The 24,565-nt window shown below is 38.7% G+C and carries 26 protein-coding genes and 4 pseudogenes; 22 read left to right on the top strand and 8 right to left on the bottom strand.

Features of this window, described 5'->3' with window-relative positions; translation table 11 throughout:
* Positions 1–5: 5 nt before the first annotated feature.
* The 4 genes and pseudogenes from JCM19055_RS20905 (at position 6) to JCM19055_RS20890 (ending at position 3,664) form a co-directional block, all read left to right on the top strand.
* Positions 6–1,031, top strand: coding sequence for a tripartite tricarboxylate transporter substrate binding protein (locus JCM19055_RS20905; RefSeq protein ID WP_052366630.1), 1,026 nt, complete (start codon positions 6–8; stop codon positions 1,029–1,031).
* Entirely contained in the window at positions 1,028–1,327 is a 300-nt protein-coding gene (locus JCM19055_RS32435; RefSeq protein WP_052366629.1) for a tripartite tricarboxylate transporter TctB family protein, read from the top strand. The genes JCM19055_RS20905 and JCM19055_RS32435 overlap by 4 nt, the downstream gene beginning before the upstream one ends.
* 178 nt (positions 1,328–1,505) lie before the next feature.
* Positions 1,506–3,036: pseudogene (locus tag JCM19055_RS20895) on the top strand (tripartite tricarboxylate transporter permease).
* A gap of 10 nt (positions 3,037–3,046) precedes the next feature.
* Positions 3,047–3,664 carry an RraA family protein gene (locus JCM19055_RS20890; RefSeq protein WP_042361169.1) on the top strand — a complete coding sequence of 206 codons (618 nt, stop codon included), beginning with the start codon at positions 3,047–3,049 and terminating at the stop codon, positions 3,662–3,664.
* Between the two features lie 3 nt (positions 3,665–3,667).
* Here the strand turns inward: JCM19055_RS20890 and JCM19055_RS20885 are convergent, their stop codons facing one another.
* Both JCM19055_RS20885 and JCM19055_RS32430 read right to left on the bottom strand, forming a co-directional pair.
* The gene (locus JCM19055_RS20885) at positions 3,668–4,279 is read right to left on the bottom strand and encodes a substrate-binding domain-containing protein (RefSeq protein WP_265182433.1); all 612 of its coding nucleotides are present in this window, start codon (positions 4,277–4,279) and stop codon (positions 3,668–3,670) included.
* A gap of 127 nt (positions 4,280–4,406) precedes the next feature.
* The gene (locus tag JCM19055_RS32430; RefSeq protein WP_370543259.1) at positions 4,407–4,526 is read right to left on the bottom strand and encodes a LysR family transcriptional regulator; all 120 of its coding nucleotides are present in this window, start codon (positions 4,524–4,526) and stop codon (positions 4,407–4,409) included.
* A 58-nt stretch (positions 4,527–4,584) separates the two neighbouring features.
* Between JCM19055_RS32430 and acnA the strand changes: the two genes are divergently transcribed.
* Both acnA and JCM19055_RS32425 read left to right on the top strand, forming a co-directional pair.
* Complete coding sequence (gene acnA, locus JCM19055_RS20880; RefSeq protein ID WP_370543258.1) at positions 4,585–6,408, top strand: aconitate hydratase AcnA; 1,824 nt, start codon at positions 4,585–4,587, stop codon at positions 6,406–6,408.
* Positions 6,409–6,526: 118 nt separating this feature from the next.
* Complete coding sequence (locus JCM19055_RS32425; protein ID WP_370543257.1) at positions 6,527–7,273, top strand: hypothetical protein; 747 nt, start codon at positions 6,527–6,529, stop codon at positions 7,271–7,273.
* A 304-nt stretch (positions 7,274–7,577) separates the two neighbouring features.
* On the opposite strand, the gene JCM19055_RS20875 is transcribed toward JCM19055_RS32425, so the two are convergent.
* Positions 7,578–8,222, bottom strand: a complete 645-nt coding sequence (locus JCM19055_RS20875) for an LCP family protein (protein ID WP_152550008.1) — start codon at positions 8,220–8,222, stop codon at positions 7,578–7,580.
* Between the two features lie 529 nt (positions 8,223–8,751).
* Here JCM19055_RS20875 and JCM19055_RS20870 point away from each other — a divergent pair.
* The 3 genes from JCM19055_RS20870 (at position 8,752) to JCM19055_RS25945 (ending at position 9,717) form a co-directional block, all read left to right on the top strand.
* Positions 8,752–9,099, top strand: a complete 348-nt coding sequence (locus tag JCM19055_RS20870; RefSeq protein ID WP_042361168.1) for a hypothetical protein — start codon at positions 8,752–8,754, stop codon at positions 9,097–9,099.
* 182 nt (positions 9,100–9,281) lie between these two features.
* Positions 9,282–9,470 carry a hypothetical protein gene (locus JCM19055_RS20865; protein ID WP_042361166.1) on the top strand — a complete coding sequence of 63 codons (189 nt, stop codon included), beginning with the start codon at positions 9,282–9,284 and terminating at the stop codon, positions 9,468–9,470.
* A 106-nt stretch (positions 9,471–9,576) separates the two neighbouring features.
* On the top strand, positions 9,577–9,717 hold the full coding sequence (locus tag JCM19055_RS25945; RefSeq protein ID WP_081833878.1) for a M23 family metallopeptidase: 141 nt from the start codon (positions 9,577–9,579) through the stop codon (positions 9,715–9,717).
* Between the two features lie 97 nt (positions 9,718–9,814).
* On the opposite strand, the gene JCM19055_RS20860 is transcribed toward JCM19055_RS25945, so the two are convergent.
* Together JCM19055_RS20860 and JCM19055_RS20855 are read right to left on the bottom strand one after the other, a co-directional pair.
* A complete protein-coding gene (locus JCM19055_RS20860; protein WP_042361165.1) occupies positions 9,815–10,030 on the bottom strand; it encodes a hypothetical protein in 216 nt (71 codons plus the stop codon).
* 25 nt (positions 10,031–10,055) lie between these two features.
* Entirely contained in the window at positions 10,056–10,517 is a 462-nt protein-coding gene (locus tag JCM19055_RS20855; protein WP_042361164.1) for a GPP34 family phosphoprotein, read from the bottom strand.
* Positions 10,518–11,065: 548 nt separating this feature from the next.
* Here JCM19055_RS20855 and JCM19055_RS20850 point away from each other — a divergent pair.
* Both JCM19055_RS20850 and JCM19055_RS26795 read left to right on the top strand, forming a co-directional pair.
* Positions 11,066–11,809, top strand: a complete 744-nt coding sequence (locus JCM19055_RS20850; protein ID WP_042361163.1) for a hypothetical protein — start codon at positions 11,066–11,068, stop codon at positions 11,807–11,809.
* Positions 11,810–11,923: 114 nt separating this feature from the next.
* The gene (locus JCM19055_RS26795) at positions 11,924–12,073 is read left to right on the top strand and encodes a hypothetical protein (RefSeq protein ID WP_152550007.1); all 150 of its coding nucleotides are present in this window, start codon (positions 11,924–11,926) and stop codon (positions 12,071–12,073) included.
* Positions 12,074–12,198: 125 nt separating this feature from the next.
* Here the strand turns inward: JCM19055_RS26795 and JCM19055_RS20845 are convergent, their stop codons facing one another.
* Positions 12,199–13,404, bottom strand: coding sequence for a mechanosensitive ion channel (locus JCM19055_RS20845; protein ID WP_042361162.1), 1,206 nt, complete (start codon positions 13,402–13,404; stop codon positions 12,199–12,201).
* A 543-nt stretch (positions 13,405–13,947) separates the two neighbouring features.
* Positions 13,948–14,711: pseudogene (locus JCM19055_RS20840) on the bottom strand (SDR family NAD(P)-dependent oxidoreductase).
* A gap of 494 nt (positions 14,712–15,205) precedes the next feature.
* Between JCM19055_RS20840 and JCM19055_RS24895 the strand changes: the two are divergent.
* From JCM19055_RS24895 to JCM19055_RS30670, 11 genes and pseudogenes are all read left to right on the top strand, one after another.
* Positions 15,206–15,568: a GntR family transcriptional regulator gene (locus JCM19055_RS24895; RefSeq protein ID WP_265182432.1), complete on the top strand. Its 363-nt coding sequence runs from the start codon at positions 15,206–15,208 to the stop codon at positions 15,566–15,568.
* Positions 15,569–15,602: 34 nt separating this feature from the next.
* Positions 15,603–15,863: an FCD domain-containing protein gene (locus tag JCM19055_RS24890; protein WP_265182431.1), complete on the top strand. Its 261-nt coding sequence runs from the start codon at positions 15,603–15,605 to the stop codon at positions 15,861–15,863.
* On the top strand, positions 15,860–16,771 hold the full coding sequence (locus tag JCM19055_RS20830) for a hydroxyacid dehydrogenase (protein ID WP_042361160.1): 912 nt from the start codon (positions 15,860–15,862) through the stop codon (positions 16,769–16,771). Before JCM19055_RS24890 ends, JCM19055_RS20830 begins: the two co-directional genes overlap by 4 nt.
* A gap of 15 nt (positions 16,772–16,786) precedes the next feature.
* Positions 16,787–17,698, top strand: a complete 912-nt coding sequence (locus JCM19055_RS20825; RefSeq protein ID WP_042361158.1) for a dihydrodipicolinate synthase family protein — start codon at positions 16,787–16,789, stop codon at positions 17,696–17,698.
* Positions 17,699–17,703: 5 nt separating this feature from the next.
* Positions 17,704–19,165, top strand: a pseudogene (gene gucD, locus JCM19055_RS20820) (alpha-ketoglutaric semialdehyde dehydrogenase GucD).
* A 5-nt stretch (positions 19,166–19,170) separates the two neighbouring features.
* Positions 19,171–20,340, top strand: coding sequence for a mandelate racemase/muconate lactonizing enzyme family protein (locus JCM19055_RS20815; protein ID WP_042361157.1), 1,170 nt, complete (start codon positions 19,171–19,173; stop codon positions 20,338–20,340).
* A 17-nt stretch (positions 20,341–20,357) separates the two neighbouring features.
* Positions 20,358–21,350, top strand: coding sequence for a tripartite tricarboxylate transporter substrate binding protein (locus tag JCM19055_RS20810; RefSeq protein WP_042361156.1), 993 nt, complete (start codon positions 20,358–20,360; stop codon positions 21,348–21,350).
* Positions 21,351–21,365: 15 nt separating this feature from the next.
* Positions 21,366–21,833 carry a tripartite tricarboxylate transporter TctB family protein gene (locus JCM19055_RS20805; protein WP_042361154.1) on the top strand — a complete coding sequence of 156 codons (468 nt, stop codon included), beginning with the start codon at positions 21,366–21,368 and terminating at the stop codon, positions 21,831–21,833.
* Between the two features lie 12 nt (positions 21,834–21,845).
* Positions 21,846–22,322: a tripartite tricarboxylate transporter permease gene (locus JCM19055_RS30680; RefSeq protein ID WP_052366625.1), complete on the top strand. Its 477-nt coding sequence runs from the start codon at positions 21,846–21,848 to the stop codon at positions 22,320–22,322.
* An 11-nt stretch (positions 22,323–22,333) separates the two neighbouring features.
* Positions 22,334–23,074, top strand: coding sequence for a tripartite tricarboxylate transporter permease (locus JCM19055_RS30675; RefSeq protein ID WP_265182430.1), 741 nt, complete (start codon positions 22,334–22,336; stop codon positions 23,072–23,074).
* Entirely contained in the window at positions 22,968–23,201 is a 234-nt protein-coding gene (locus JCM19055_RS30670; RefSeq protein WP_370543255.1) for a tripartite tricarboxylate transporter permease, read from the top strand. Before JCM19055_RS30675 ends, JCM19055_RS30670 begins: the two co-directional genes overlap by 107 nt.
* Positions 23,202–23,759: 558 nt before the next feature.
* Here the strand turns inward: JCM19055_RS30670 and JCM19055_RS30955 are convergent.
* Positions 23,760–24,565: pseudogene (locus JCM19055_RS30955) on the bottom strand (hypothetical protein); the annotation flags it as partial.

Below are 24,565 nucleotides of genomic sequence, written 5' to 3'. Positions count from 1 at the left end.
AGATAATGAAGCTTCCTTTATTCGGACTTGCAATATTTCTAATACTCGGTATTTTTACAGCTACGTTAGACAAATACCTTCCAATGGAGTACACAAACAACACTTCATTCCCAAACAGACCTGTCACTACGGTAGTTCCTATGGGAGCTGGAGGTGGTCTTGATACAACTGCTCGTGCATTTTCTAGAACAGTAGATCAGTTAAATGTAATTGATTTTCCAGTTTTAGTGCAAAATCGTCCAGGAGGTGGACAAGCAGTAGGTTTAGCAGACTACGTGACACGCTTTAGCAAAGACGATCATCGCATTTTCATGACAGCGCTACCATTAACAATAAATTATTTGCGCGAGGAAGGAAGTAGTCCATTCTCTTACAAAGACTTAACGCCTATTGCACAAATAAATGCTGACTACAGCATACTGGCAGTAAATAAGGAATCAGAAATTACCTCCTTAGATGAGCTCATTATTGAAATGCAAGACAACCCAGAAGATATTTCAATAGGTGGTGGTTCTTCTCCAGGTTCTCAAGATCACTTAAACGTAATGATGGTTGCACTCGATCAAGATATACCAGAAAGCGATGTACGATATGTGTCTTTTGATGGTAGTGGTGAGGCAATGACAAGTTTACTTGGCAATAATATTGATGTCATCTCAACTCATCTCTCTGGAGCTAGTCAATATATTCGATCAGGTGACATTCGTGTATTGGGGATCTCTGCTGACAAACGAGTGGAGGGAGAATTTAGTCATTTACCAACATATGAAGAACAAGGCATTGATGTTGTCTACAACCTGTATCGCGGGGTATTTGCAAGTGATGACGTACCAAAATATCAACTGGAATACTGGGATAACTTTTTTGGGAATGTAATACTCTCTGATGAGTGGCAAGAAGAACTTGATAGAAATGCTTGGCAACCAGGTTATAAGGATTCTAAGGAATTTCAAGTCTTTCTTGAGGAACAGGAGGTGATTATTAAAGACATTCTAGAAGAATTGGATATGTTGAGAGGAGATTTAGAATGAGTTTTAAACATGACGGAATAGGCGCAGCTATTTTCTTTTGTATAGGACTTCTCTTTTTGCTTGAAGGAAGCCAAATGAGTAGTTCAGCTTACGGTAGTGCCGTTGGGGCTGGAACTTTCCCTTTCGCATTGGGGGGGCTTTTAATGGGTGGTAGTGTGTGTCTATTCGTAGAATCGTATGTACGTCATAAAACTATTAGTAAAAGTAGTCAATCTAAGTTGGTTAAATCAGACATCCTTAGACTAGGTATTGTCATTAGTTCCGCAATACTGTACGCGGTATTCTTAGAACTCTAGGTTACATTATTAGTACATTCATGTTTCTTTTAATTAGTTTTCAAACATTAAAAAGGGGCCGTTTTCTCAATTCTGTAATCATTGCATCCACATTTTCTATCGGAGTGTATTACGTTTATGCCGTTTTATTACAAGGTGCACTAACAGGCTTCCCTTCTTGGTTAGGAGGTAGCCTATAGTGGAATCAGTAACACTCTTAATGGATGGATTCCAAACATCTCTACAATGGTACAATCTACTTTTTGTTTTTATAGGTGTACTAATCGGTACTATTGTCGGAACACTCCCTGGTATAGGCCAATGAGTGGTGTCGCCTTAATTATTCCAGTAAGTGCGACATTAACTAACGCGATGCCACCAGAACAAGCAGCGGTAAGTGCAATAATCCTGTTAGCAGGAGTATATTACGGGGCGATGTACGGAAGTTCAACCACTTCAATTCTAATTAACACACCAGGAGATTCACAATCAGTTGTTACGACATTTGATGGTTACCCACTAGCAAAACAAGGAAAAGCTGGAATAGCTTTAGTAATTACTGCAATTGCTTCTTTTGGCGGGAGTATAATTTCGTTAATCGGATTGATCTTATTAGTTCAACCGCTTACTGCTTTAGCAATAAGTTTTGGTCCTGCAGAATATTTTTCACTAATGCTCTTAGGTTTAATGGCTGTTGTAGGTTTATCGAGTGCATCAATATCAAAATCCTTTTTAATGACTATCTTCGGTCTGGCTGTTGCAACCGTCGGTTTGGATGCGATATCCGGAACCAACCGAATGACATATGATTTCGCAGAACTATATCAAGGCTTTGAATTTCTAACAATTGCTGTGGGGTTATTTGCTTTCGGTGAAGTATTTCGCATGATTTTAGAATACAGAGAAGGACAATCTTTCAAAGGCAAAATCACTAGTATAATTCCTAGTAAACAAGATTTAAAAACTAGTAGCCCTGCAATAGCAAGAGGTTCGATCATTGGGTTTATTGTTGGTGTACTCCCTGGTGCTGGATCAACTATCGCTTCATTTTTTTGCTTATAGTGTTGAAAAGAAAACAGCAAAGAACAAAGATAAGCTTGGAAAAGGGGCACTAGAAGGAATATCTTCACCAGAAGCTGCAAACAGTGCATCAACTGGTGGTGGCATGATTCCTTTACTTGCTCTTGGTATTCCTGGATCTGGTACATTAGCCGTACTTTTAGGTGCATTAGTTATGTATAACGTCCAACCTGGACCAATGTTATTTGAAGAGAATCCAGATGTTGCATGGGGACTTATTGCAAGCATGTTTATCGGTAATGTGATGTTGCTCATATTAAACGTTCCTTTAATTCGAGTATTTGCAAAAATCGTTGATACACCGGCGAAATACTTGTTACCTTTAATTATAGCTTTTGGGATTTTTGGCGTTTACGCTGTTCAACTCTCGATGTTCAACTTACTACTTTTGCTATTTTGCGGGTTAGCTGGATTATTATTAACACGAAATGGCTTTCCGCTAGCTCCCTTTGTATTGGGTTTAATTCTTGGCCCAATGATTGAGAATAATTTACGCAGAGCCTTAACGATTTCAGATGGTAGTCCAATGATCTTTTTTTACCAGCCCAGTATCCGTCGTCCTTTTATTAATGGCTGTTCTACTACTATTATTTCCATTATTAAAAAGACTAATTAAAGACAAATCTTCCACAAAATCATTCAATTTATAGGAGAGTAATCATGCCAAAAATTTACGAAATACATGAAATTCCAACAACTTGCTATTCAGATGTATTAGATGGCTTCACAAATTTAGACAAAGATATTCGTCCAATTCATGCTAATACTCACCTTATAGGTAGAGCTTTTACAGTGAATATGCCTGCTGGTGACAATTTAGTTGTACTAGACGCTATATCAAAAGCTAAACCAGGAGATGTATTAGTTATTGATACGAAAGGTAATCGCGATCGTGCAATAGCAGGTGACTTCATTGTAGGTCTAGCAAAAACCTTAGGAATTGCAGGAATCGTAACCGATGGCACTATTCGAGATATTGAGGGAATTAGAGCTCTAAATTATCCTGTCTTTTGCTTAGGAACAACCATTGCAGCAAGTCATAAACGAGGATTTGGTGAACTGAACGTGTCAATTTCTTGTGGAGGTGCTACGATTTCTCCTGGAGATTTAATTGTTGGGGATGAAGATGGTGTTGTAGTTATCCCGCGGGAAAGAGAGCAAGAAGTAATAAGTGAAGCAAGTAACAAATTAAGTAAAGACATTGAGCGAGATAAAAAAATCTCTGGAAACGAGCAAGAAGTTCGTAACTATTTGCGCGAATTTCTAGCAAAACATTAATGGTTATTGTCTACTTTTAACAAAATTGATAAAAGTCTGAACTACTTGTAACTTAAGTGATTCTGAATAATAACACATCCAAGTCTTTTGAGTTAAAGGTTCGTTATTGTTATTAAATAACGGAATACGTACAACCGACTCATGTTCCGAGAAAAATTCACTCGGCATAATAGCATAGCCAAGACCATTTTTAACCATTTCTTTGCATGTGTCTCCTTGATCAACTGACATTGAATAATAAGGTGGGCTTTTATAGTGTTCGGTCCACCAGTTATCAACCATTTGTTTGTATAATTGATCGGTTTTGTAATTAATTCTTGGAATTTGAGGTAAATCTTGCAGATCAAGATCTTGCATACTGAATACACACAATTCTTCCTCAAATAGAAGATGCTTCTCTCCTGGCCAATGATACTCTCCTCTTAAGAAGCCAGTATGAGTGTTTTTATTATAAACAGATTGAAAAACGTTTCGAGAGTATCCCGTTTCAATATAAAAATCAACTTCTGGATACTTATCTTTGAAATCTTTTAATAAAGGAGGCAATTTATATTTGCTATAGAAATTTGAAACTGCCAAACGTAGAGTTCCACGGTGAAAGTCATTTATGTTCAACGCGTCTTCACGAACATTTTTAAATGTTTGTAATAATAATTCCGCTTTTTTTGCGACAAATTCACCTTCTTGAGTAAATTGAACACCTTTGTTTCCTCTAAATACTATTTGAATACCTAGATCTTTTTCAATGTTTTTTTATTCTCTTCGTTAATGTAGGTTGCGATATATATAGAACTTCACCAACTTTGGTAATGCTTTTATGCAAATATAACGTATGCAAAATTTCCCAGTCGCGTTCATTCATGATAATTACCTCCTAAGGGTTGATCGTACGCTAAAAAAAATAAAGGAGTGAGGTCACCATGTCAACTCAAAATCATCTACATTCCTTCATAGTGAATAATATTCAATATTATTACTTTAACATAAAATCTTATAGCAAAGATGTGGACAAACTTCCCTACACTATAAAAACAATCTTAGAGAGTGCAATTCGAAATTTTGATAACAAAAATATAACTGAAGAACATCTTCAAACGATACTACATTGGAATAGCTCCAGTAATCAACATAGCGAAATCCCTTTTAAGCCTGCACGTATACTACTTCATGACACAACTGGCTTGCCTTTACTTGTTGACCTTGCAGCCATGAGGGACAAAGCTCGAGAGCTAAACATTAAAGCAGAACGTGTAAATCCTAAGATTAATGTTGACCTAGTCGTAGATCATTCCGTTACAGTTGATCATTACGGGAATAAACATTCACTACAACTTAACGAGCAAATCAATTTCCAAAGGAACTACGAAAGATTTCGTTTTATTCGTTGGGCTCAACAATCGTTTGATAAATTCAATGTAATACCACCTTCAACAGGTATAATGCATCAAATAAACATGGAATATCTCTCTAGTGTTGTCGTCAAGCAAAAGAAGGATAACAAGGTTATATTGTATCCAGATACACTTCTGGGTACGGATTCTCATACAACTATGATAAATGGAATGGGCATTGTTGCTTGGGGAGTAGGCGGAATTGAGGCACAAGCAGCAATTCTAGGTGAGCCTGTCTATACAACACCACCAGAAGTTGTGGGAGTATACCTTGAAGGTGCTCTGCCAGAAAGCTCTACAGCGACTGATTTAGCATTGACTATTACTCATGTCTTGAGGAAAAAAGGCGTTAGTGGGAAATTTGTAGAATTCATTGGACCAGGCTTAAAGAGCTTATCAGTGGCTGATCGTGCCACCGTCGCAAATATGGCTCCTGAATACGGTGCAACAATGGGTTACTTTCCAATTGATGATAATACAATAGATTATTTAGAATTAGTTGGGAAGAGCAAAGAAGAGCTTGATATTATTCGTACGTATTATAAATCGCAAGATATGTTCTATGATGATCAGGTAGAAGGTCCCTTATATTCCAATAATATTGTTATTGACCTATCAAAAATTCAACCAAGCTTAGCTGGGCCAAAAAGACCACAAGATCGAGTTGAAATCTCACAACTTGAACAATCATTTATAAATGTAGCAAGAATGCCGTTAATTGAAGGTGGGTATGGGCTTAACACAGAAAAACTTCAGAGTAGTTATCCACTTAGTAATAAAGAAGAAATTACCCACGGATCAATAGTTATTGCTGCTATTACAAGTTGCACAAATACATCTAATCCAAGTGTTTTAATTACAGCTGGATTACTAGCTAAAAAAGCAGTAGAACTTGGTCTAACTGTACCTAGCTTTGTAAAAACCTCATTAACTCCTGGCTCTAAGGTTGTAACCGATTATCTTGAAAAGTCAGGTTTGATGGAAGGTTTAGAGACACTAGGATTCTATATTGCGGGCTATGGATGCGCTACTTGCATCGGAAATTCAGGTCCACTTAAGACAGATGTAGACAAAAATATTGAAAGGAACAACTTAGCTGTTGCAAGTGTACTATCTGGTAATCGAAACTTTGAAGGCAGAGTCCATCCTCAAGTAAAAGCAAACTATCTAGCATCGCCACCATTAGTTATTGCTTACGCTTTAGCTGGGACTGTCAAAATTGATCTTTCACATGATGCCCTCGGTTACTCTTCAAACAATAAACCCGTATATTTAAAAGATATTTGGCCAAACCAAACTGATGTGGATCACTTTATTAAGAACTATGTAAAAAAAAGAGTCTTATATATCTAATTATGCAAACATCATAAATTCAAACAAAGCTTGGAACAATATAAATGTAATAAACAGTCTGTATTTCGATTGGGATCTGCAATCAACGTATATTCAAAAACCTCCATTCTTAAATGATATGAAACATTCAATGCTTGAGCCCATTACTGGAGCTAGAATATTAGCATTACTAGGGGACTCTGTTACTACAGATCACCTATCACCATCTGGTATAATTAGACGAGATAGTACTGCTGGGAATTACCTCAGCTCTTTGGGTATTGAGCCAAAAGATTTTAATTCTTATCCTTCTAGAAGAGGCAATCATCAAGTAATGATACGAGGGGCTCTATCAAATCCGAGAATAAGAAATGAAATTGTTCCTGACATAGAAGGTGGTTTTACAAAACATTTTCCATCTTATGATATATTATCCATGTTTGAAGCCGCGGAACGCTATAAGAAGGAAGGTACACCACTAGTCATCTTCAGTGGAAAAGAATACGGCACAGGAAGCTCAAGAGACTGGGCAGCTAAAGGTCCTCAATTGTTAGGTGTTAAAGCTATTATTGCTGAAAGCTTTGAGCGTATTCATCGTAGCAATTTAATTGGAATGGGAATTTTGCCATTACAATTTAGTCATGGCTTTACTAAAGAGTCGTTACAGCTTTCAGGAGATGAGCATGTCAATATTGTTGGCATAACTAAAGATATTCATCCGAAAGAAATTATTACCGTTGAAATTATTGATAAAAATAATGCAACAATTAAGGAAATCCCTACAGTATTAAGACTGGACAACCCTATAGAGATCCATTACTACAAATATGGGGGAATTATGCCTAGCATATTAAAGCAGATCGGATTGAAATCTAAAGAAGAATAAAGTATTATATTTTAAGCTTATTGTTATGTTAGATAGTATATATTGCTTAACAATAGTTTTTAGGAGCACCAACAACATATATATACTAAGACAATATCTGAAATGAAGAAGCCGGATTCTCCTACTCTTAAATCCGGCTTTTTTTTATAAATAATGAAGTGAGATAACAAGTCCTAATCTATTCTCTAACGAAGTTGGAGCCTTTTTGTCATTATCCGAATCATTATTTTTCGAAATAGCCTCCTTCTTCTCGTTCTTGTATCAACTGTTTTAACTCCTCTAAATCTTTAGGTGTGGCAAATCTTCAATAAATACCCTTTACCCCTTCAATCACATCGCGTTGGCGATTATTGCGACCGCAGTCTTGAGGGTCATCATAGAGCATTCGAACATAAGCAAGCGCCTCTTCACCTTCTAATACTAGTTCTCTTTCGTTGAACTGGTACCAGTCCATCTCAAATGCTAAATCGTTCGTTACCGACACGCCACCAACGGCATCGACGAGATCTTTGAACCCGTTCATATTAATGGTCGCAACATAATCAATCGGAATACCAAGAAATTTCTCGACCGAATGCTTGGCCATCTCAAGGCCACCAATCGCATGGGCGTGGTTAATCTTATCAAGTTCCCCGCGTCCAACAATCTCAGTTCGTGTGTCTCTTGATAAACTAAGCATTTTCATTGATTCTTCTTCAGGGTTGACCGTAATAACAATCATCGTGTCCGTTCTACCACTTACAGAATCCTCTTCGCGATCATCTGTACCGAGTAAGAGAAACGACAATGGATCTAACGTTTCGGCCGCTACTTGCTCTGGACAAAATAGAGACGGTTCCACTCGCTCTATTGTCTTAATGTCGTTAGCAGTTGACGACACCGATCTGTATAAGTAGAACGCATATCCTCCAGCCGCAAGTAAGCATACCCCTAATAGACTTCCAATCACAATAAGTAATTTCTTAACCTAACAAATCCATTGCCCCGGGCCCCCATAATTACCACCATGGAAGTGATGATGTTTGTACGGATTTTGTTAATACTCGTTCTTTCACAACGTTGATCATCACAAACACTTCTTTTGTATTCGGTGATTGTACCAAGTATGTAATTTTGAATTGGGTTTTGTGTTAATTTTTTTTCGAAAGTTTATCGTAAAAACTTGTCCAAGTTGATGAATATTTAATATTGAGATTGTTATCACATAACTGCTTCAAGCACCGAAACCGTGTTTTTTTAGGTCAGAATGTTCTCTATAGCATTGAATTTTAATTAGTTAATTTAACTTGAAGAAGGATAAAAGCAACCAGGACGTGTACTCCCTATTAATCTTTATGTCTATAGTGGTGACAAGCGAGGAAATAAAGCGAAAGATGACTGAGGAAAGTTCGTTTGTTAAAATGAAACGAAATTCAAACGAATTCGTATGTGTAGAGTGAGAAACTTGTAATCAAGATGAACCAATGAGGAGGTCAAGAATGAATCCTTATACGTTAACAGCGAAGAAAGAAGTCGATGAGACGGCAGAACGTCCCTATCAAGTGATCATTACTATTGATTTTCATGATGATGCATTTTATGAACAACTGTTGGCATTTGTCAAACAACATCGAAAACTTTGTATCCGGTATAGTGAGCGTTTTCAATTTAGTGTTGGAATGAAGAAGGATCGTCAGTACACCTTTGATATGGTATTAAGAGGGGAGAAAATCGAAGAAACTCAACAAACGTTACTCGATCTACTTGTTGATGGAACGTGGACATATTCTTTTCACGATCAACGTCTACAAGAAGAATTTTTTTGCAGAAGGGTTACAAACGCTTGATCATTTTCTAATAAAGGTTAATACAATAAATGAAGAGAAAGCAGCCTGGCAACAATTGAAAGACAATCGAAGTGATGCTGACCGACGTGTTCGATCACTAAGGTGGTTTGTCTACTTAGGTGGAGGAGCATTGATTTTTTTTATCGGTTTACATCTTATCGCTTGATAACGTTGATCAATATTTGTTTGAAAATCATTATTGGTTTTTAATTGTCTACTTTATTGGAATAATTGCTTATATCATTCTGATTGCTCTCATGGAAATTCGAATTAGTCGAGGGTATTTAACGAGGAAGCTTGCCTTAAAAACAATTGGGTTTGTTTTTATTGTACTAGCAATTATGATTTTATTAATTTATTTAGAAGGATAATGTTAAGTGCCCGCATGTCGTTGATTGCTTAACATGCACAAAACATATCGAAGGTCCATGCTAGATGCCGTGCATGGACTTTCGATATGAGAAAAAGTAGAAAAAAATAAGCGTTGGCACAAGAGTAGAGCAGGGCGTTGTTGTTGGTCGTTTAGGTAATACTGGACGGTCAAGCGGAGCGCACTTGCATTTTGAGATTATCATAGACGGCCAACCACAAAATCCGATGCATTGCTATAACCGGTAATTCAATGTTTCTTAGAAGATCAAAGGAAGTGTTGGATGCGCGTTCTTTTCCTATTATGAGTAGAACATGGGTAGAAGACATGAAACCTACGCCTTTTTTAATTAGAATGATTTGAACTGTTTACCGATGCCGTTGTTGCAGCAGTGACAGCGATAATGACACTCATTTCAATGGCTTGGATCGTATCATGCACAGCCTTAGAAACAGGCAAGTCTTTGTTGGCTTGTTTCAATTGTTTGCGTACAGAGCGCTCTTCCTTACTGTCTGGATAAATAATGCCCAGCAGTTTACTCGCATCAATTAACGATAACAAGACAATGAGTCGCTCTTCTTCCCGATTAAATGCAGTTTTTTTCTTTAGCTTTTTGCAATACGATAGCAAAAGTATCTTGCAGTCCTTGAATATTGTTTTCACCATGTAAATGATATGTGTAGTGAGGGAAGAGTCCGAGAAACTTATGCTTTCTCACTTTCACATAGTCTTGTTCTTGCAAGTGATATCCCATTACTTTTGGCAAGTTCTTGTACTGGGTTGCAAGCCTAGAAACCCAGTCTTTTGCTGTTCTCTTGCGTTTATCACTATCAATCATCTCAAGCGTTCGTTGAAGGATAGGGTCTTCGTGCTCACTATTAATAACGGTTAGTTTCTGTTTTTGCAACTCGATGTTTGCAGATAACATAAGCTCTGCAATAAGCGCTCCACTCAATGCGTAAGGAAGAGCAGAACTGCTGCGAGCGAATACTCGATGTTTGGCAGGGTCAATCGCTGTGAGCATTAATAGGTCTGCTAACGTTAACATTATCATTCCTCCTTTTTTTCTAATACGAATTACAGTTGTAAGAAGTTTCACTCTCGTAATTCAACTAAAAATTGTACAGTGTGAATATGCATGATCTACAAAATTTAACCATTTCTATAAATCCCGATCACAAGGATTGGTGGATGGCAAATCGTCTTTGGCTTTTTATAATGAAGCGGCATCCTTGGTCCTGTCATCAACATTGCCTTTGTTAATGCGGAGAATTTAAATCATCCTCTAGTCAATAAATAAAATATATCAAGCCATATAATCTAATTAGAATATTACTATTTAGGCTTAAAAACAATTTTAGTAATTTTGAACAAAGACTTGTAATTGGGTTAACCAATTAAATTAAATTAAGTTAACTTTACTTGTCATCCCACACAATCTACACCTTATGTTCAATCTATGACATTTTAGTACACCACTCATCTTATTATCTAAAATATCTATTATCATTGGACACAGAATAATTTCCTCTTGACCATAACGTTACGTGAGGCTCTAAGGTGAAGTAACAGTATGATATTGAAGGTGGTGGGATTTTGAAACGCATAGTAAAAATACTTCTTATTTTAATTGCATTACTTGTACTCCTAATCATTGTTATATTTGGTTTACGCTTATTCAATCAATCTGCATATAACTGGGATGAACATGAATTCGTTTATGATTATCATGACTATAATACGTATCCAAGTGAATTTGCTGGAGGGATCGTTACGCATTTTGAAAATGGTGAAGCAAACGGGTTTCACTTCGAACCTAATGACCCCATTGATGCACAACCAATAGTCATGTTTGGAGGTTCAGAAGGAAGCAGTAATTTTGAAGAAGCTCAAACTCTGGCGGAAAAAGGTTATGAAACGTACGCATTATTCTTTTTTGGTACGCCCAACCAACAAGACACATTAAATCGAGTGCCTCTGGAGTTTTTCTCTGATTTTATTGATGCATTTACTCTTGAAGATGAACCACTAACTGTTATTGGTTATTCAAAAGGCGCAGAACTTGCATTAAATCTAACCAACTACTATTCGACGATTGAAAACCTAATCTTATATACACCGGGTGAATACTCGTATATGGGCTTAGAATTTAGTGAAGAAAGTGGATCTTCTTGGACATGGCAGGGGGAAGAATTGCCGTATATTAGCTTTGATGACGCCAGTGGATGGTCATTAACAAAGATGATGGTTGATATGTTGATTGCACGTCCAGTCGAGTATCGGGAAACATACGAAACTGCTGTAAAAAAACTCAGATATTCAAGACGTTGCTCGCATTGATCCTTCAAATATTTCTGGTCAAGTACTTCTATTTGCTGGGCGAGAAGATGCTATGTGGCAAGCGGATATAGCTGCTGAACAGATCGGTAAAGTATTAGGCGACAAAGCGACGTCGTGATTTATCCTGAAGCTGGTCATTCGTTTGGCATGCCACCGTACTTTGCTGGAATGGCACTAGGAGGAACTGAAGAAGCCAATATGGAAGCAAAGGAGGATAGTGATCAGAAGTTATTGCAATTTCTTGAACAGAACAGCGCGGATTAATTATTTACAATAAGCCTGAAAAGGTCTATTTTTGACTTATAAATATTAGTAACCAATAAAAGTTCTCCATAATTTGGAGAACTTTTATTGGTTATTTTAAAATTAAGGTCTGGTTATCTATAAAATTAATCATTATTTTCATTAATTTTAGATTCAAACTTTTCAAGTTGACGCTTAGCAAATTCACGACCGCCAATACCGAAAGATATAGCGAAAGCGACTGCTAAACCACCTAGAATTAGTAGGAAGGCTAAAGTAACAATTGAAGAAGCAAAACCTAGTTGTTCAAGTGTCATAAACACAGCAAAGAGTATAATTACGTACTTAATGATTAATGCAGAGAATTTACTTTTAGTATAACGAACAATTAAATGGTACAAATAGTGACCTACAGCTAGACCAATACCAAGTATTAAGATCGCGCTAACTAATAATGGGAGATAGAGTAAAACTGCATTGCCTATTTGATTCAGTACATTTAACTGTAATATGTTAAGTGCCTCTACAGTAAATACTAAGATAATGATTACTTTTACAATTGTCCCTAGTAATGAAGAAATGTTCAAAGAGGTAGGTTTATCTCCTAAGCCGAGAACACTGTAAACTTTGTTAATACCTGTATTGCTTAATAGTCCAGTTAGTAAGCGTGATACAAATGTAGCAATATAATATCCAGCTATTAAAAGGATTATAGCTACAAAAATATTTGGTATCATAGAAACGACATTAGAAAGCACAGTAACGATTGGTGTGGATACTGATTCAATCCTTAATGCTTCCAATGCAATAGTAATAATAGGAATTAGTACAATTATCATTACAATGTTTGAAAGAACATTAGATAATTTATATGTTTCAGGCTTTTCTCCATCTGTGAGCTTTAATTTATTAAAATATGAATCAAAATTTATTGCTAATAACATATGTTGAGTCAAACTACGAACAACCTTAGCAATTAGTATCCCAATAATGAATACAATAGTTGCTATAAGTATGTTAGGTAGATACTCTAAGAGACTGCTCATCATGTTTGTGATAGGCTGAGAAACTGAATTCATATTTAGTGCATCCAAGATACTCGGAAGAAATAGAATAAATACTAGATAATACACAACTTTACTTGCAGAGTCTGCGATATCTAATTGATTAACTGTAGTTTCCTCATCTGCATTCTTTTGAAATCTTTTAAAATTTAACTTCTTAATGAGTGCAAAGATTATCTTCTTAACTATGATTGCAATTACCCATGCTAATAATAGTAATAATAATGCAGTTAATATGCTTGGAACTGCACTTAAAAACGAGTTTAAAACATTTTCGACTGGTCCCATAAAACAATTGCCTCCTTTAAATGTTTGTACTTTACAGAAAATACCCTACCTAATTTAAAATAAACTACATGTTATTGTTTATTCATATAACAATTCTTAGTGCTTAATTCTATTCCATATTTTTCAATTAAAACATTTAATAGATTCTGTACAAAATATAGCTAAAATAAAAGAACTTAATCTCATCAATCTAATAGCTTCACAAAAAAAAGAGCGTTAGTTTAATAGGGGTATAGTCCCTCATAAAATCATTAATTGATAACGTACAGATAGACGATTCTTGGATATGTGGAAGTTAGAGAAGTAGTGGAAAACATTTGAAGAACAAGAAACGTAATATTGACGTATTCATCACTTTCTATAACAAAGAGCAAATCAAACTAAAAATGGTATAGCTCTTGAAGAGCTATACCATTCTGATACTTGAAAGGTTTTATCTCAAGATTTGTAGTACTCATTCCTGACCATTTCAAATTTAAATTTCACTTCGAACAAAAGTTGATATGTTTAATGTTCGTTCGCTCAGTGCCCTTTACGCGGAATTTAATCGGCTTGCATACCGCCATCCACATTATACATAGAACCAGTTACAAAAGAAGCAGCGTCGGATGCTAAAAACCAGACAACTTCAGCTACTTCTTTAGGTGAACCAAACCGACCAAAAGGAATACCTGCTTTTAATGCCTTAGAAGTTTCTTCTGGTTTTCCGGGATTAATATTATTTTGTATATCCTTAAGCATCTGTGTATCAATTGCAGCAGGTGCGACAGCATTTACACGAATGCCATATGGAGCAGCTTCTAATGCTGCAGTTTTTGTTAGACCAGCAACGGCATGCTTAGATGCAATGTAACCAGCCATACCTGCCGAACCAATATATGCAGCATTTGAAGCAGTGTTTATAATCGTGCCGTGACCTTGATCAAACATAGTACTTAAAACATGCTTCATTCCTAAGAAAACACCGCTGACATTTATATTCATAATTTGATTGAACGTATTCAACTCAAGTTCAGTAATATTTTGAAATGGACCATTAATCCCTGCGTTGTTGAAGAATACATCAATTTTACCGAAAGTATCAACAGTTTTGTTACATAGCTTTCCACATCGGCTTCATTAGTCACGTCGGCTTCAATTGTAAGAATTTGACCTTCATACTCTGAAAAGCTTTGTTCTACTCGATCTAATGAATCCGCACTTACATCGACAAATCCAACTTTTGCCCCTTCATCTAGAAAACGGTGAGCAACAGCTTGCCCAATACCACCTGCACCTCCTGTAATAAGAATTACTCGATCTTTCATTAATTAACGCCTCCTTTTAATTTTGTAATGCCTTTCAAGGATAAAGGAAGCGCTTACATAATACCAATAATTTGCTCTAAGAACTTAAAAATCGATATCTAAAGTCAAATATTTTATTCTCCATATCCAAAGAACTTATTCAAGTCAGTAATTCATCTTTGAAAGTATAATAGTTATTAACAAGGAAATTTTATAACCCTCAATTTACAATGGATAGAACGATAATGATACACGAATTGTCAAGTAGAATACATAACCACAAATTGAAGACATCGTTGAAAGTACAAAAGTATTTTTGCTAGAAAAGTAAACGTTTTTTTACTAGTTAACCTTAAGTGATGCAATGAGAATTTGCTATTTCTATAAAAATAATATTTTGACAATTGTAGATTCTTATATTATGCTGTGATATATCAGATTTCATATTTTATATTTGGAGTTGGTTTTCATGTCAGAAAGAGATGAGAAGTTTTTTTGCAGTCGATCCAAAATTGGTGAAATCTTTGCGCGAGTTAGTCGTTGAAAAGATTCGTGAAGGAATTGTAAGCGGATACTTCAAAGAGGGCGAGCATCTTAAAGAACGTGACTTATCAAGCATGATGGGAATAAGTACGACACCGATTAAAGAGGCTTTTCGAATTCTTGAAAATGAAGGGATGCTCGTCACCGTTCCACGAAAAGGAACGTTCGTGTCTGAATATGCCTCAACCTCGATTGAAGAGATTCTTTTGCTTCGTGCCTCGGTTGAGTCATTATGTGCGCGACTCGCTGCGCTAAAAATGAGTGATGAGGAGTTACATGAACTAGAGAAACTTGTACTTATTATGGAAGGGCTCCACAAAAAAAGGAGATTCTGAAGCATTACTTGAGCAGAACTCTCGGTTTCATCAGTTGATCATTGATAGTACGAGAAACGTGATGATGCAAAACATTTTAGGAAACCTTCGTAACATTGATAAAGCGTTCCGCAAACGAGCGCTTAAAGTTGAAGTAGAACGTGAAGTAGGCTTTCATGAGCATCAAGCGGTTTTCAAGGCAATTATACAGCGAAATCCAGAGCAGGCAGAACAGCTCATGAAAGATCATATTCTTCGTACGAAAGACAATATTTTAGCGGCTGAGGTGCGATTAGAGGCAGACAGACGATCATGAAAGTACTCGTCCCGCAGCCCGTACATGCCGATGGGATTCAATTTCTAAAAGACCATGGTCTGCAAGTTATTGAACTCGAAAATGATTCACGTGAAGAGATCGATAAGTACATCGAAGCCGCCACTGCAATTCTTGTCAGGACAACACCGCTTCAGGCGGAGCAATTAGAACGCGGCAATAAGTTGCAAGTCATTGCCCGGCACGGAGTAGGTCTTGATCTTATCGATACAAAGTATTGCGAACAAAACGGAATTAAGGTATGCAATACACCCGTTGCCAATGTGAATTCCGTTGCAGAACACGTAACTGGTTTTCTGCTCTCGATTGCTCACAGAATACCTGAAGCTGAACGGGCAATTCGCCGCGGTAACTATGAAAGTCGGCACGTATTGATAGGTCAGGAAGTAAAAGGTAAAACACTTGGCCTTATCGGCTTTGGTAATATTGCACAAAGTGTAGCTAAGAAATGTGCGCTCGGGCTTGGCATGAACGTGATCGCTTATGATCCGTACGCAAAAGAATTTCCGGAATATGTCGAACAAGTAAAGGAACTTGAGACGATTGCACAGCAATCCCATTTTGTCTCCGTTCATGTACCGCTGAATGATGCGACCGAAAACTTAATTGATCGCCCTTTCTTCCATTTGATGCAATCTGGGAGTTACCTTATCAATGCTGCAAGAGGCGGTATTGTGAATGAAACGGCACTTACTGAAGCGATTGATACTGAACGAATTGCAGGGGCAGCCCTGGATTGTTATGCAGAGGAACCAATACCACTTGATTTTCCATTGAAAGATTATGAAAACGTTTTATTGACGCCTCATATGGCCGCACATACAGAAGATAGCATGAGAGCTATGGCGCTCGGGGCGGCAGAAGCGATTGTTCGAGCGATAAAATTTTAAAAAGGATGATAGTTTATGAAGATTGCCAAAGCTTTAGAAACCATCTCAGGAATACCAATTACACCATTTCGGGCAACAGATGGACAGATTGATTGGACTCATTATAAGGAAACGGTCGACTTGATTGTGGAAAATGGAATTGACGTCATCGTGCCTTGCGGGAATACAAGTGAGTTCTATGCGCTTTCTCTTAACGAGGCGAAAGAACAGATTCGAAAGACGGTAGAAAATGTTAATGGGCGGGCTCTCGTTATGGCGGGAATTGGTTACGCCGTGCCGACAGCGATTGAACTTGGAAACTATGCAAAGGAGGTCGGGGCGGATGCGGTAATGGTTCATATGCCAATTCACCCGTACGTAACAACAGGCGGTGTGAAGGCATACTTTCAGGAGATTATCGAAGCACTCGACATTCCTACGGTTATATATTTTAAAGATCCTGAGGTGTCTGATGAGGTACTCATCGAACTTGCCCCGCTTGACAATTTCGTCGGTGTAAAATATGCGATTAATGATTTGCCTCGTTTTGCAAAAATTGTACGTACGGTGCCCGAAGAGCATGGGGTGACGTGGATTTGCGGGACAGCGGAGAAGTGGGCACCGTTTTACTGGCATGCGGGTGCTAAAGGTTTTACGTCGGGATTAGTAAACATTCTTCCCGGCAAAGCAGTAGAGATGCTGGAAGCGCTTCGAAGTGACGATCATACAAATGTATGGAAGTTGTGGGAAGAGATTCTGCCATTCGAGGATTTACGAGCAAAATATAACCAAGGCAATAACGTTGTTGTCATCAAGGAAGCGATGGAAATGCTCGGTCAGCATGCAGGAGTAACAAGAGCTCCAGTCGATGCGTTAAGTGATACTGATAAAGCATTGGTGAGAGAATTGCTACACAGTTGGAATTTATTAGAAACGGCGAAGGGGTGATAGAGATGACAACAAAAACTTACAGAGTATTCGGTAATTATCTAAACGGACGATGGAAAGAAGAAAGCGGATCGTCAATCGAGAGCATTAACCCGTCGAACACTAGAGAAATCGTTGGATACGTACAAAATTCCAAAGCGGAAGTCGTCGATGAAGCAGTGGAAGCTGCGGACACAGCAGCACGTCTGTGGCGAAAGCTGACGGGCGCTGAACGGGGAAGTTACTTATTCAAGGCGGCAAATATCTTGGAAGAAAGACTGGATGAAATTGCGGAAACGCTTGCGCGTGAGATGGGAAAAACCCTTCCGGAATCAAAAGGAGAAACGGCTCGTGGTGTCGCGATTCTTCGTTACTATGCAGGGGAAGGTCTGCGCTCGGACGGAGATGTTATACCTGCAACTGACAGTAAAGCGCTTATGTTCTCAAAGAGGGTACCACTCGGTGTAGTCGGTGTCATTACGCCTTGGAACTTTCCGGTCGCGATTCCAGTTTGGAAGATCGCGCCTGCACTCATTTATGGAAACACAGTTGTATTTAAACCGGCAACAGAAGCCGCTGTTACCGCGGCGAAACTGGTCGAATGCTTCGCTGATGCAGGACTTCCTGATGGCGTCATTAACTTTGTGACAGGTTCCGGACGCGTCATTGGCAACGCCCTTGTCGGGCATGACAAAGTACATGGACTTACCTTCACCGGCTCTGAACAAACCGGTAGACAGATTGGAAAAACAGCAGCGGAAAGGGGCGCGAAATATCAGCTTGAGATGGGTGGGAAAAACCCTGTCATCGTCGCTGAGGACGCTGACCTTGCGTTGGCAGTAGAAGCTACGATAAGTGGAGCATTTCGCTCAACAGGTCAGAAATGTACAGCAACGAGCCGTGTCATTGTCGCTGAAGAAGTGCTTCAGCCGTTCCAAGAGCTGCTTATCGCAAAGACGAAAGAAATCACGATCGGCAACGCGATTGATGAGGGCATTTGGATGGGGCCTTCTGCAAGCGAAGCACAGCTAAAAACGGTGCTAGACTATATTGAGATTGGAAAACAGGAAGGCGCTGATCTCTTGTGCGGTGGGGAACGACTGACTGGCGACAACTTCAACGAAGGCTATTTCGTCGAACCGACGATCTTCTCAAACGTTAAAAGTGATATGCGTATCGCTCAAGAAGAAATTTTCGGACCGGTCATTGCTCTTATTGTTGCCAAAGACCTTGAAGAAGCGCTAACGATTGCGAACGACAGCCGTTACGGACTAAGCGCTTCGATTTTTACGACGAACATACAAAAAAATGCTTACCTTTATTGAAGACATGGATGCTGGTCTTGTACGCGTAAATGCTGAAAGTGCCGGGGTCGAACTGCAAGCTCCGTTTGGGGGCATGAAGTCATCGAGTTCACACTCAAGAGAGCAAGGACAGGCTGCCAAAGAGTTTTATACTTCGATTAAAACTGTATTTGTAAAGGGGTAATGACAATGAAAATTACTGATGTAAAGTTAACCGCAATTGGGATCCCGCGTCTGACCGGATTCGTGAATAAACATGTGATCGTTCAACTGTTTACAGATGAAGGAGTGGAGGGCATCGGAGAGATGTCCGACTTCTCTCATCTTCCTAAGTACAGTGTTGATATTCTTGACCTTGAAAATACGCTAAAACAAATTCTTGTTGGGAAAAATCCATTTGATATTGCGCCGATAAATACTGAGTTAAATGGAAATTTCCCAGAGGCGATGTATTACTATGAAAAAGGAAGTTTTATTCGAAACGGTGTTGATACAGCACTGTACGACTTATGTGCAAAAGTAATGGGCGTGTCCGTGTCTGATCTTTTAGGCGGTCGTCAACGTGAAAAAATCAAAGTATGCTTCCCGATTTTCCGTCATCGGTTTATGGAAGAAGTCGATGAAAATATAGAACTCGTTAGACAACAATATGCGAAAGGGTTCGATGTTTTCCGGCTGTATGTCGGTAAAAATGTTGACGCAGACGAAGCCTTTTTAGATCGACTATACAAAGAATTCGAAGGAAAAGTTAAAATTAAATCATTTGATTTCAGTCACCTTCTAGACTGGAAAGATGCACTAAGGATTACTCGACGACTTTCGAGGTACCCTGTTGATTTAATTGAAAGTCCCGCGTTTCGCAACGATTTCGAAGGATTGCGTCATTTCCGGTTGCAATGTGAGCTGCCTGTGAGTGAACACGTATGGAGTTTGCGCCAGCAATACGAAATGATCAAACATGATTCTGTTGATATTTTCAATATAGCTCCGGTCTTTATTGGTGGAATTACATCTGCCAGGAAAGCAGCTGATGCCGCAGGTGTTGCAGGGAAAAGCGTGTTAATCGGAACTACACAGGAACTTTCAATTGGAACCACAGCAATGGCTTACTTCGGTTCGACGCTAGACAATTTAAATTATATTTCAGATCCAACAGGTCCCGAGCTATATGTCGCTGATGTGGTGAAAAACAAAGTCCATTATGAAAGCGGTTACCTTCATTTGCCGCAACGTTCTACGGTCGGCCTAGGCATGGAACTTGATTGGGGAAAAATAGATCAGTACCGTGTAGACACGCTGAGTTGGGATGACGTGTCAGTCCATCAGCTTCAAGATCGAACTGCGCAAACTCGTTCGTAAAGTTAGGGGGAAAAGTTTTGAAACGATTAACTTTCAAAATGGGTCTGATTGCATTGTTTCTGAAAGTGTTTATTCTTGCCGCCTGTAGCGATGAAACCGAGACAGCTGTATCAGAAGCGGCAATTGATCATTATCCGAATCAAACGATTGAGCTATATGTGCCTGCCTCCCCTGGTGGGCAATCAGATGCTGGGGCAAGAGTACTTGCACGTCACATCGGCAAATACTTGGACAGTGACTTTGTGATCGTCAATCAAGATGCCGCAGGAGGTGCGCTTGCGTTTGAGAATGTATACCGGGCATCGGGTGACGGGTACAAGCTACTGTATTACCATCAAGCTTTGCATACGAGCTACGCTGTCGGTCAGTATGACTATTCTGCACTTGAAATGAAGTCGATTGGTACATTTGCGGGAATTAATCAAGTCTTTGTTACACGTGCCGATGCGCCTTGGGATTCTTTAGAAGAGTTGGTTGAAGAGGCAAGGGAGCGTCCATATGAAATTTTGTATGGGGGACAAATTGGAGGCACTACTCACTTCATGGGCGAACAACTTGGACAAATAGCTGGCGTTGATATTAAGGTGCTTGATGTTGGTGGAGAATCGGATCGAATGACCGCATTGCTTGGAAATCAAATTGACTTCGTTTCAACCGGCATCGGAAACGCATTGAATTATGTGAATTCTGGGGATTTTAAAGCGTTAGCCGTTTTGTCTGAAGAACGAGATGAATTAGCACCTGAAATTCCAACAGCATTAGAACAAGGTTACGACGTTCAGTTTCCAATTGTTCATACGTTATATGGACCAGCAGATTTGCCTGATGAGATTGTACAAAAGTGGAATGAAGCAACAAAAAAACTTGCAAAAGATGAAGAATACATTGAAGACTTATCGACAACATTTCAAACTCATATTCTCATGAATAGCGAAGAATCCCATGAGTTTAACAAGGAAGAACTTGAAAAGGCAGAAAGTATTGCTCAAGAGTTGTTAAAAGGAGATTAGAATGGGGGGATTGGCGTGACTAAGCTGGATCGGTGGATCGGAATTGCCGTTTTTATTGTAGGGGTTTACATGATTTTAGAAACGCTTACGATGAATTATATGATTCTCATGGACGATCCTGGTCCTGTCCTTCTGCCCAGGGTAGTTGGAGGCGCATTGGCGCTATGCGGTGTGGGTTTGTTTATCAGCGGATTGAAAGTAAAAGACATGCTAGCAGAAGAGTTTCCGAAGAAAAAGGAACAAGAAAAGAAAATGTACGTCATTTTAGGAAGTTTAATTTTGTACGCAATCGCATTTTCGCTCCTTGGTTATATGTTAAGTACATTCATCTTTCTCGTTGCTACGATGCTTTACTTATCGAATAAGAATACAATCAAACATTTCATTCAAGTCGGCGTAGCCTCTCTAGGTATTACATTTCTCATCTATTGGATTTTTACTGAGTATCTAGATGTCATTTTGCCTAGTGGTTTTATAGGATAAGGGGGATAAAAGATGGATGTATTACTCTCAAGTATCAGCGAAGTATTTACACCCTTTGTCATCTTACTAATGGTTTTAGGTGTTTTTATTGGATTGATTTTCGGAACAGTGCCCGGATTAACATCGACAATGGGGATGGCATTATTTGTCCCTTTCACGTTCACACTCGAACCAATTCAAGGAATCAGTTTTCTTATTTGTCTTCATCTCGGTGGCGTTTCTGGTGGTCTAGTTGCTTCAACATTACTGGGAATACCCGGAACACCATCATCGATCGCGACGACATTTGATGCGTATCCTATGGCGAAAAACGGTGAACCTGTACGTGCATTGGGGATCGGGATTGTTGCATCACTTGTTGGCGGGTTACTGAGTTTTATTGCGCTTATAACCGTTTCTCCGCTTATCTCGAGTTTTGCGGTGCAAATGGGACCATTTGAATTTTTTTGCACTTATCTTTTTTTGCACTTTCACTTCTTGCAGTTTTAGCGCAAGGCAGTATGTTGAAGGGGATAACCGCTGGGTTCATTGGGTTGGCCATTGGGATGGTCGGTTTCGCCCCTGTAGATGGACTAGAGCGATACACTTTTGGAGTGTTGGAACTTAAAGGTGGTATCAGTTTATTGCCTCTAATAATGGGGTTGTTCGCCATTGCCCAAATCCTTTCTGAAATCCGTGCTGGCGATCAGCGAAAAGACATGAATTTCTCGGTAAGAGGAATTGGCATAAAGTTCGCTGAATTCTTAGCAAATAAGTGGAACTTGCTTCGTTCTTCTCTCATTGGAATCGCTTTTGGAATCTTGCCTGGCTTGGGCAGTGGAACATCGAACCTTGTCGCCTATGCTCAAACGAAACAAGCCTCCAAAGATAAAAAGAAGTTTGGAAAAGGTGCACCAGAGGGGATCTATGCTTCTGAATCTGCGAATACTGCAGCTACCGGTGGTTCACTAATTCCCATGCTTACATTGGGTATTCCAGGGGATACGGTCACGGCGATATTGCTTGGCGGTTTTATGATCCATGGTATACAGCCGGGTCCATTATTTTTTGCTGAAAACAGAGATATCGTTAATGTTGTGTTTATTGCTTTTTTTCGTCGCTATTTTTCTTGTTCTGCTTTTTCAGTTGTTCGCGATGAGATTCTTTACACGAGTGTTAATGGTACCAAAAGAATACTTATTTCCGGTCATCCTTGTACTGTGTTTTATCGGTGCATTTGCTACAAACACATCTTCGTTTGATATTGGCGTTATGCTCTTTTTCGGCGTTGTTGGATATATACTCCTAAGGAGTCGCTTCCCAATTGCACCACTTATATTAGGTTTTATCCTTGGCCCTTTACTAGAAACTTATTTACGAAGAGCCTGATGTCTACAGGCGATGTGACAGACTTTTTTTACCAAACCGTTTTCAGCAATATTTATCATAATCGGCTTGGCTTGTGTGGTATATACATTGATTCATGAGGTTCGGTCGAAGAAAAGTGAATCAGAATCAATAGGAATGTAAATAAAGAATTAATTAATGTAAAACCGGCTGCAAACCCTAATATCAGTAAAAATATTTTGGTGATTATATACAAAAAAACACATCTAACTTTATGTGAAGCGTCTATAAAAGAAAATTAGTTAAAGTCTTCCATAGAAAAAAAGTTATACTTGTATGAAATTTTTTTAAAATGTATATGAATTTATAGAGGGCGCTTAAGCATCTTAAATTCTTCGGGAGGAATAGATTACGCCCTCCAATATCATTGTATGTAAATATGAATTTAATTGTGAAAAGTATTCCCATAAGAGCTTGTCCTTAGAATTAATACTTATCTAGCTTTCCATGATAAGCCAACTTCTAATACTAAGTACAATTTATAGACAGTATAGAAAAAGCGCACATGAAAAGTGCGCTTTTTTATTTACATGCCTACCTTTACTGCTTAAATAGTATTGAACCGCTCATATAGATAAATTGTTGTAAAGATTGTGGTGAACCTAAATTTGACCAACCACCTACTATTGTCAGCAATGACCCAGCATTAATTAATATATTTATATTGTTGTTAATACCATTTAATATGGTAGACGTTGGATTTGAAGTGCCTGATGCAAAGCCTTCAGAAGAGTAGGTTATACTTTCAGGTATTATTGTAAAATTTAAAGTACCTGGTTCAGCGATTGCTATAGCAACATATGGTCTGAAATCTGATCCACTTAATGTTGAGAAGCTAGCATAGTTGTTAAACATCGCAGAGATACCAGTTAGTTGAAAAGCTTCTGGAAAATTGAAGAAAAACTGATAATTATCAGTAGAAAAAGGTACGGTAAAAGTGCCTTCATTTAAATTTAAGTTATTACTGGTTCTTCCAAATGAAAGAAGGTTGATACTTGAAGAAGCACCACTTGCATTTGTACTAGGCAGTGCTGTTCCTCTACCTGCACCACCTGCAGATGAAAAAACAAGGCTAAAACTAGAAAGTGCCGAGCTCCCTGTAACGCCTTGTGGACCAGTTGCCCCAGTGATACCTGTTACTCCTTGTAGTCCAGTCACTCCGGTGGTACCCGTTACGCCTCGCAGTCCAGTTGCACCGGTGGTACCTGTTATTCCTTGCAACCCGGTCGCACCTGTGGAACCTGTTATTCCTTGCAGCCCGGTCGCGCCAGTGGAACCTGTTATTCCTTGCAGCCCAGGCGCTCCGGTGGCACCCGTTATTCCTTGTAGTCCAGTCACTCCGGTGG

This window comes from Geomicrobium sp. JCM 19055, assembly GCF_000698185.1.
GTDB lineage: Bacteria > Bacillota > Bacilli > Bacillales > Marinococcaceae > Geomicrobium_A > Geomicrobium_A sediminis.
The sequence above is the reverse complement of the archived record's forward strand: the minus strand, read 5'-3'. Positions and strand labels throughout refer to the sequence as shown.

Bases quoted from the DNA above. Each gene is read 5' to 3' on its own strand.
- JCM19055_RS20890 (WP_042361169.1), top strand. From the start codon at position 3,047: ATGCCAAAAATTTACGAAATACATGAAATTCCAACAACTTGCTATTCA.
- JCM19055_RS20845 (WP_042361162.1), bottom strand. From the start codon at position 13,404: ATGGGACCAGTCGAAAATGTTTTAAACTCGTTTTTAAGTGCAGTTCCA.
- JCM19055_RS20905 (WP_052366630.1), top strand. From the start codon at position 6: ATGAAGCTTCCTTTATTCGGACTTGCAATATTTCTAATACTCGGTATT.
- JCM19055_RS20815 (WP_042361157.1), top strand. From the start codon at position 19,171: ATGAAAATTACTGATGTAAAGTTAACCGCAATTGGGATCCCGCGTCTG.
- JCM19055_RS32430 (WP_370543259.1), bottom strand. From the start codon at position 4,526: ATGAATGAACGCGACTGGGAAATTTTGCATACGTTATATTTGCATAAA.
- JCM19055_RS32425 (WP_370543257.1), top strand. From the start codon at position 6,527: ATGAAACATTCAATGCTTGAGCCCATTACTGGAGCTAGAATATTAGCA.
- JCM19055_RS30680 (WP_052366625.1), top strand. From the start codon at position 21,846: ATGGATGTATTACTCTCAAGTATCAGCGAAGTATTTACACCCTTTGTC.
- JCM19055_RS30670 (WP_370543255.1), top strand. From the start codon at position 22,968: ATGAGATTCTTTACACGAGTGTTAATGGTACCAAAAGAATACTTATTT.
- JCM19055_RS20830 (WP_042361160.1), top strand. From the start codon at position 15,860: ATGAAAGTACTCGTCCCGCAGCCCGTACATGCCGATGGGATTCAATTT.
- JCM19055_RS20825 (WP_042361158.1), top strand. From the start codon at position 16,787: ATGAAGATTGCCAAAGCTTTAGAAACCATCTCAGGAATACCAATTACA.
- JCM19055_RS20870 (WP_042361168.1), top strand. From the start codon at position 8,752: ATGAATCCTTATACGTTAACAGCGAAGAAAGAAGTCGATGAGACGGCA.
- acnA (WP_370543258.1), top strand. From the start codon at position 4,585: ATGTCAACTCAAAATCATCTACATTCCTTCATAGTGAATAATATTCAA.
- JCM19055_RS30675 (WP_265182430.1), top strand. From the start codon at position 22,334: ATGTTGAAGGGGATAACCGCTGGGTTCATTGGGTTGGCCATTGGGATG.
- JCM19055_RS20855 (WP_042361164.1), bottom strand. From the start codon at position 10,517: ATGTTAACGTTAGCAGACCTATTAATGCTCACAGCGATTGACCCTGCC.
- JCM19055_RS32435 (WP_052366629.1), top strand. From the start codon at position 1,028: ATGAGTTTTAAACATGACGGAATAGGCGCAGCTATTTTCTTTTGTATA.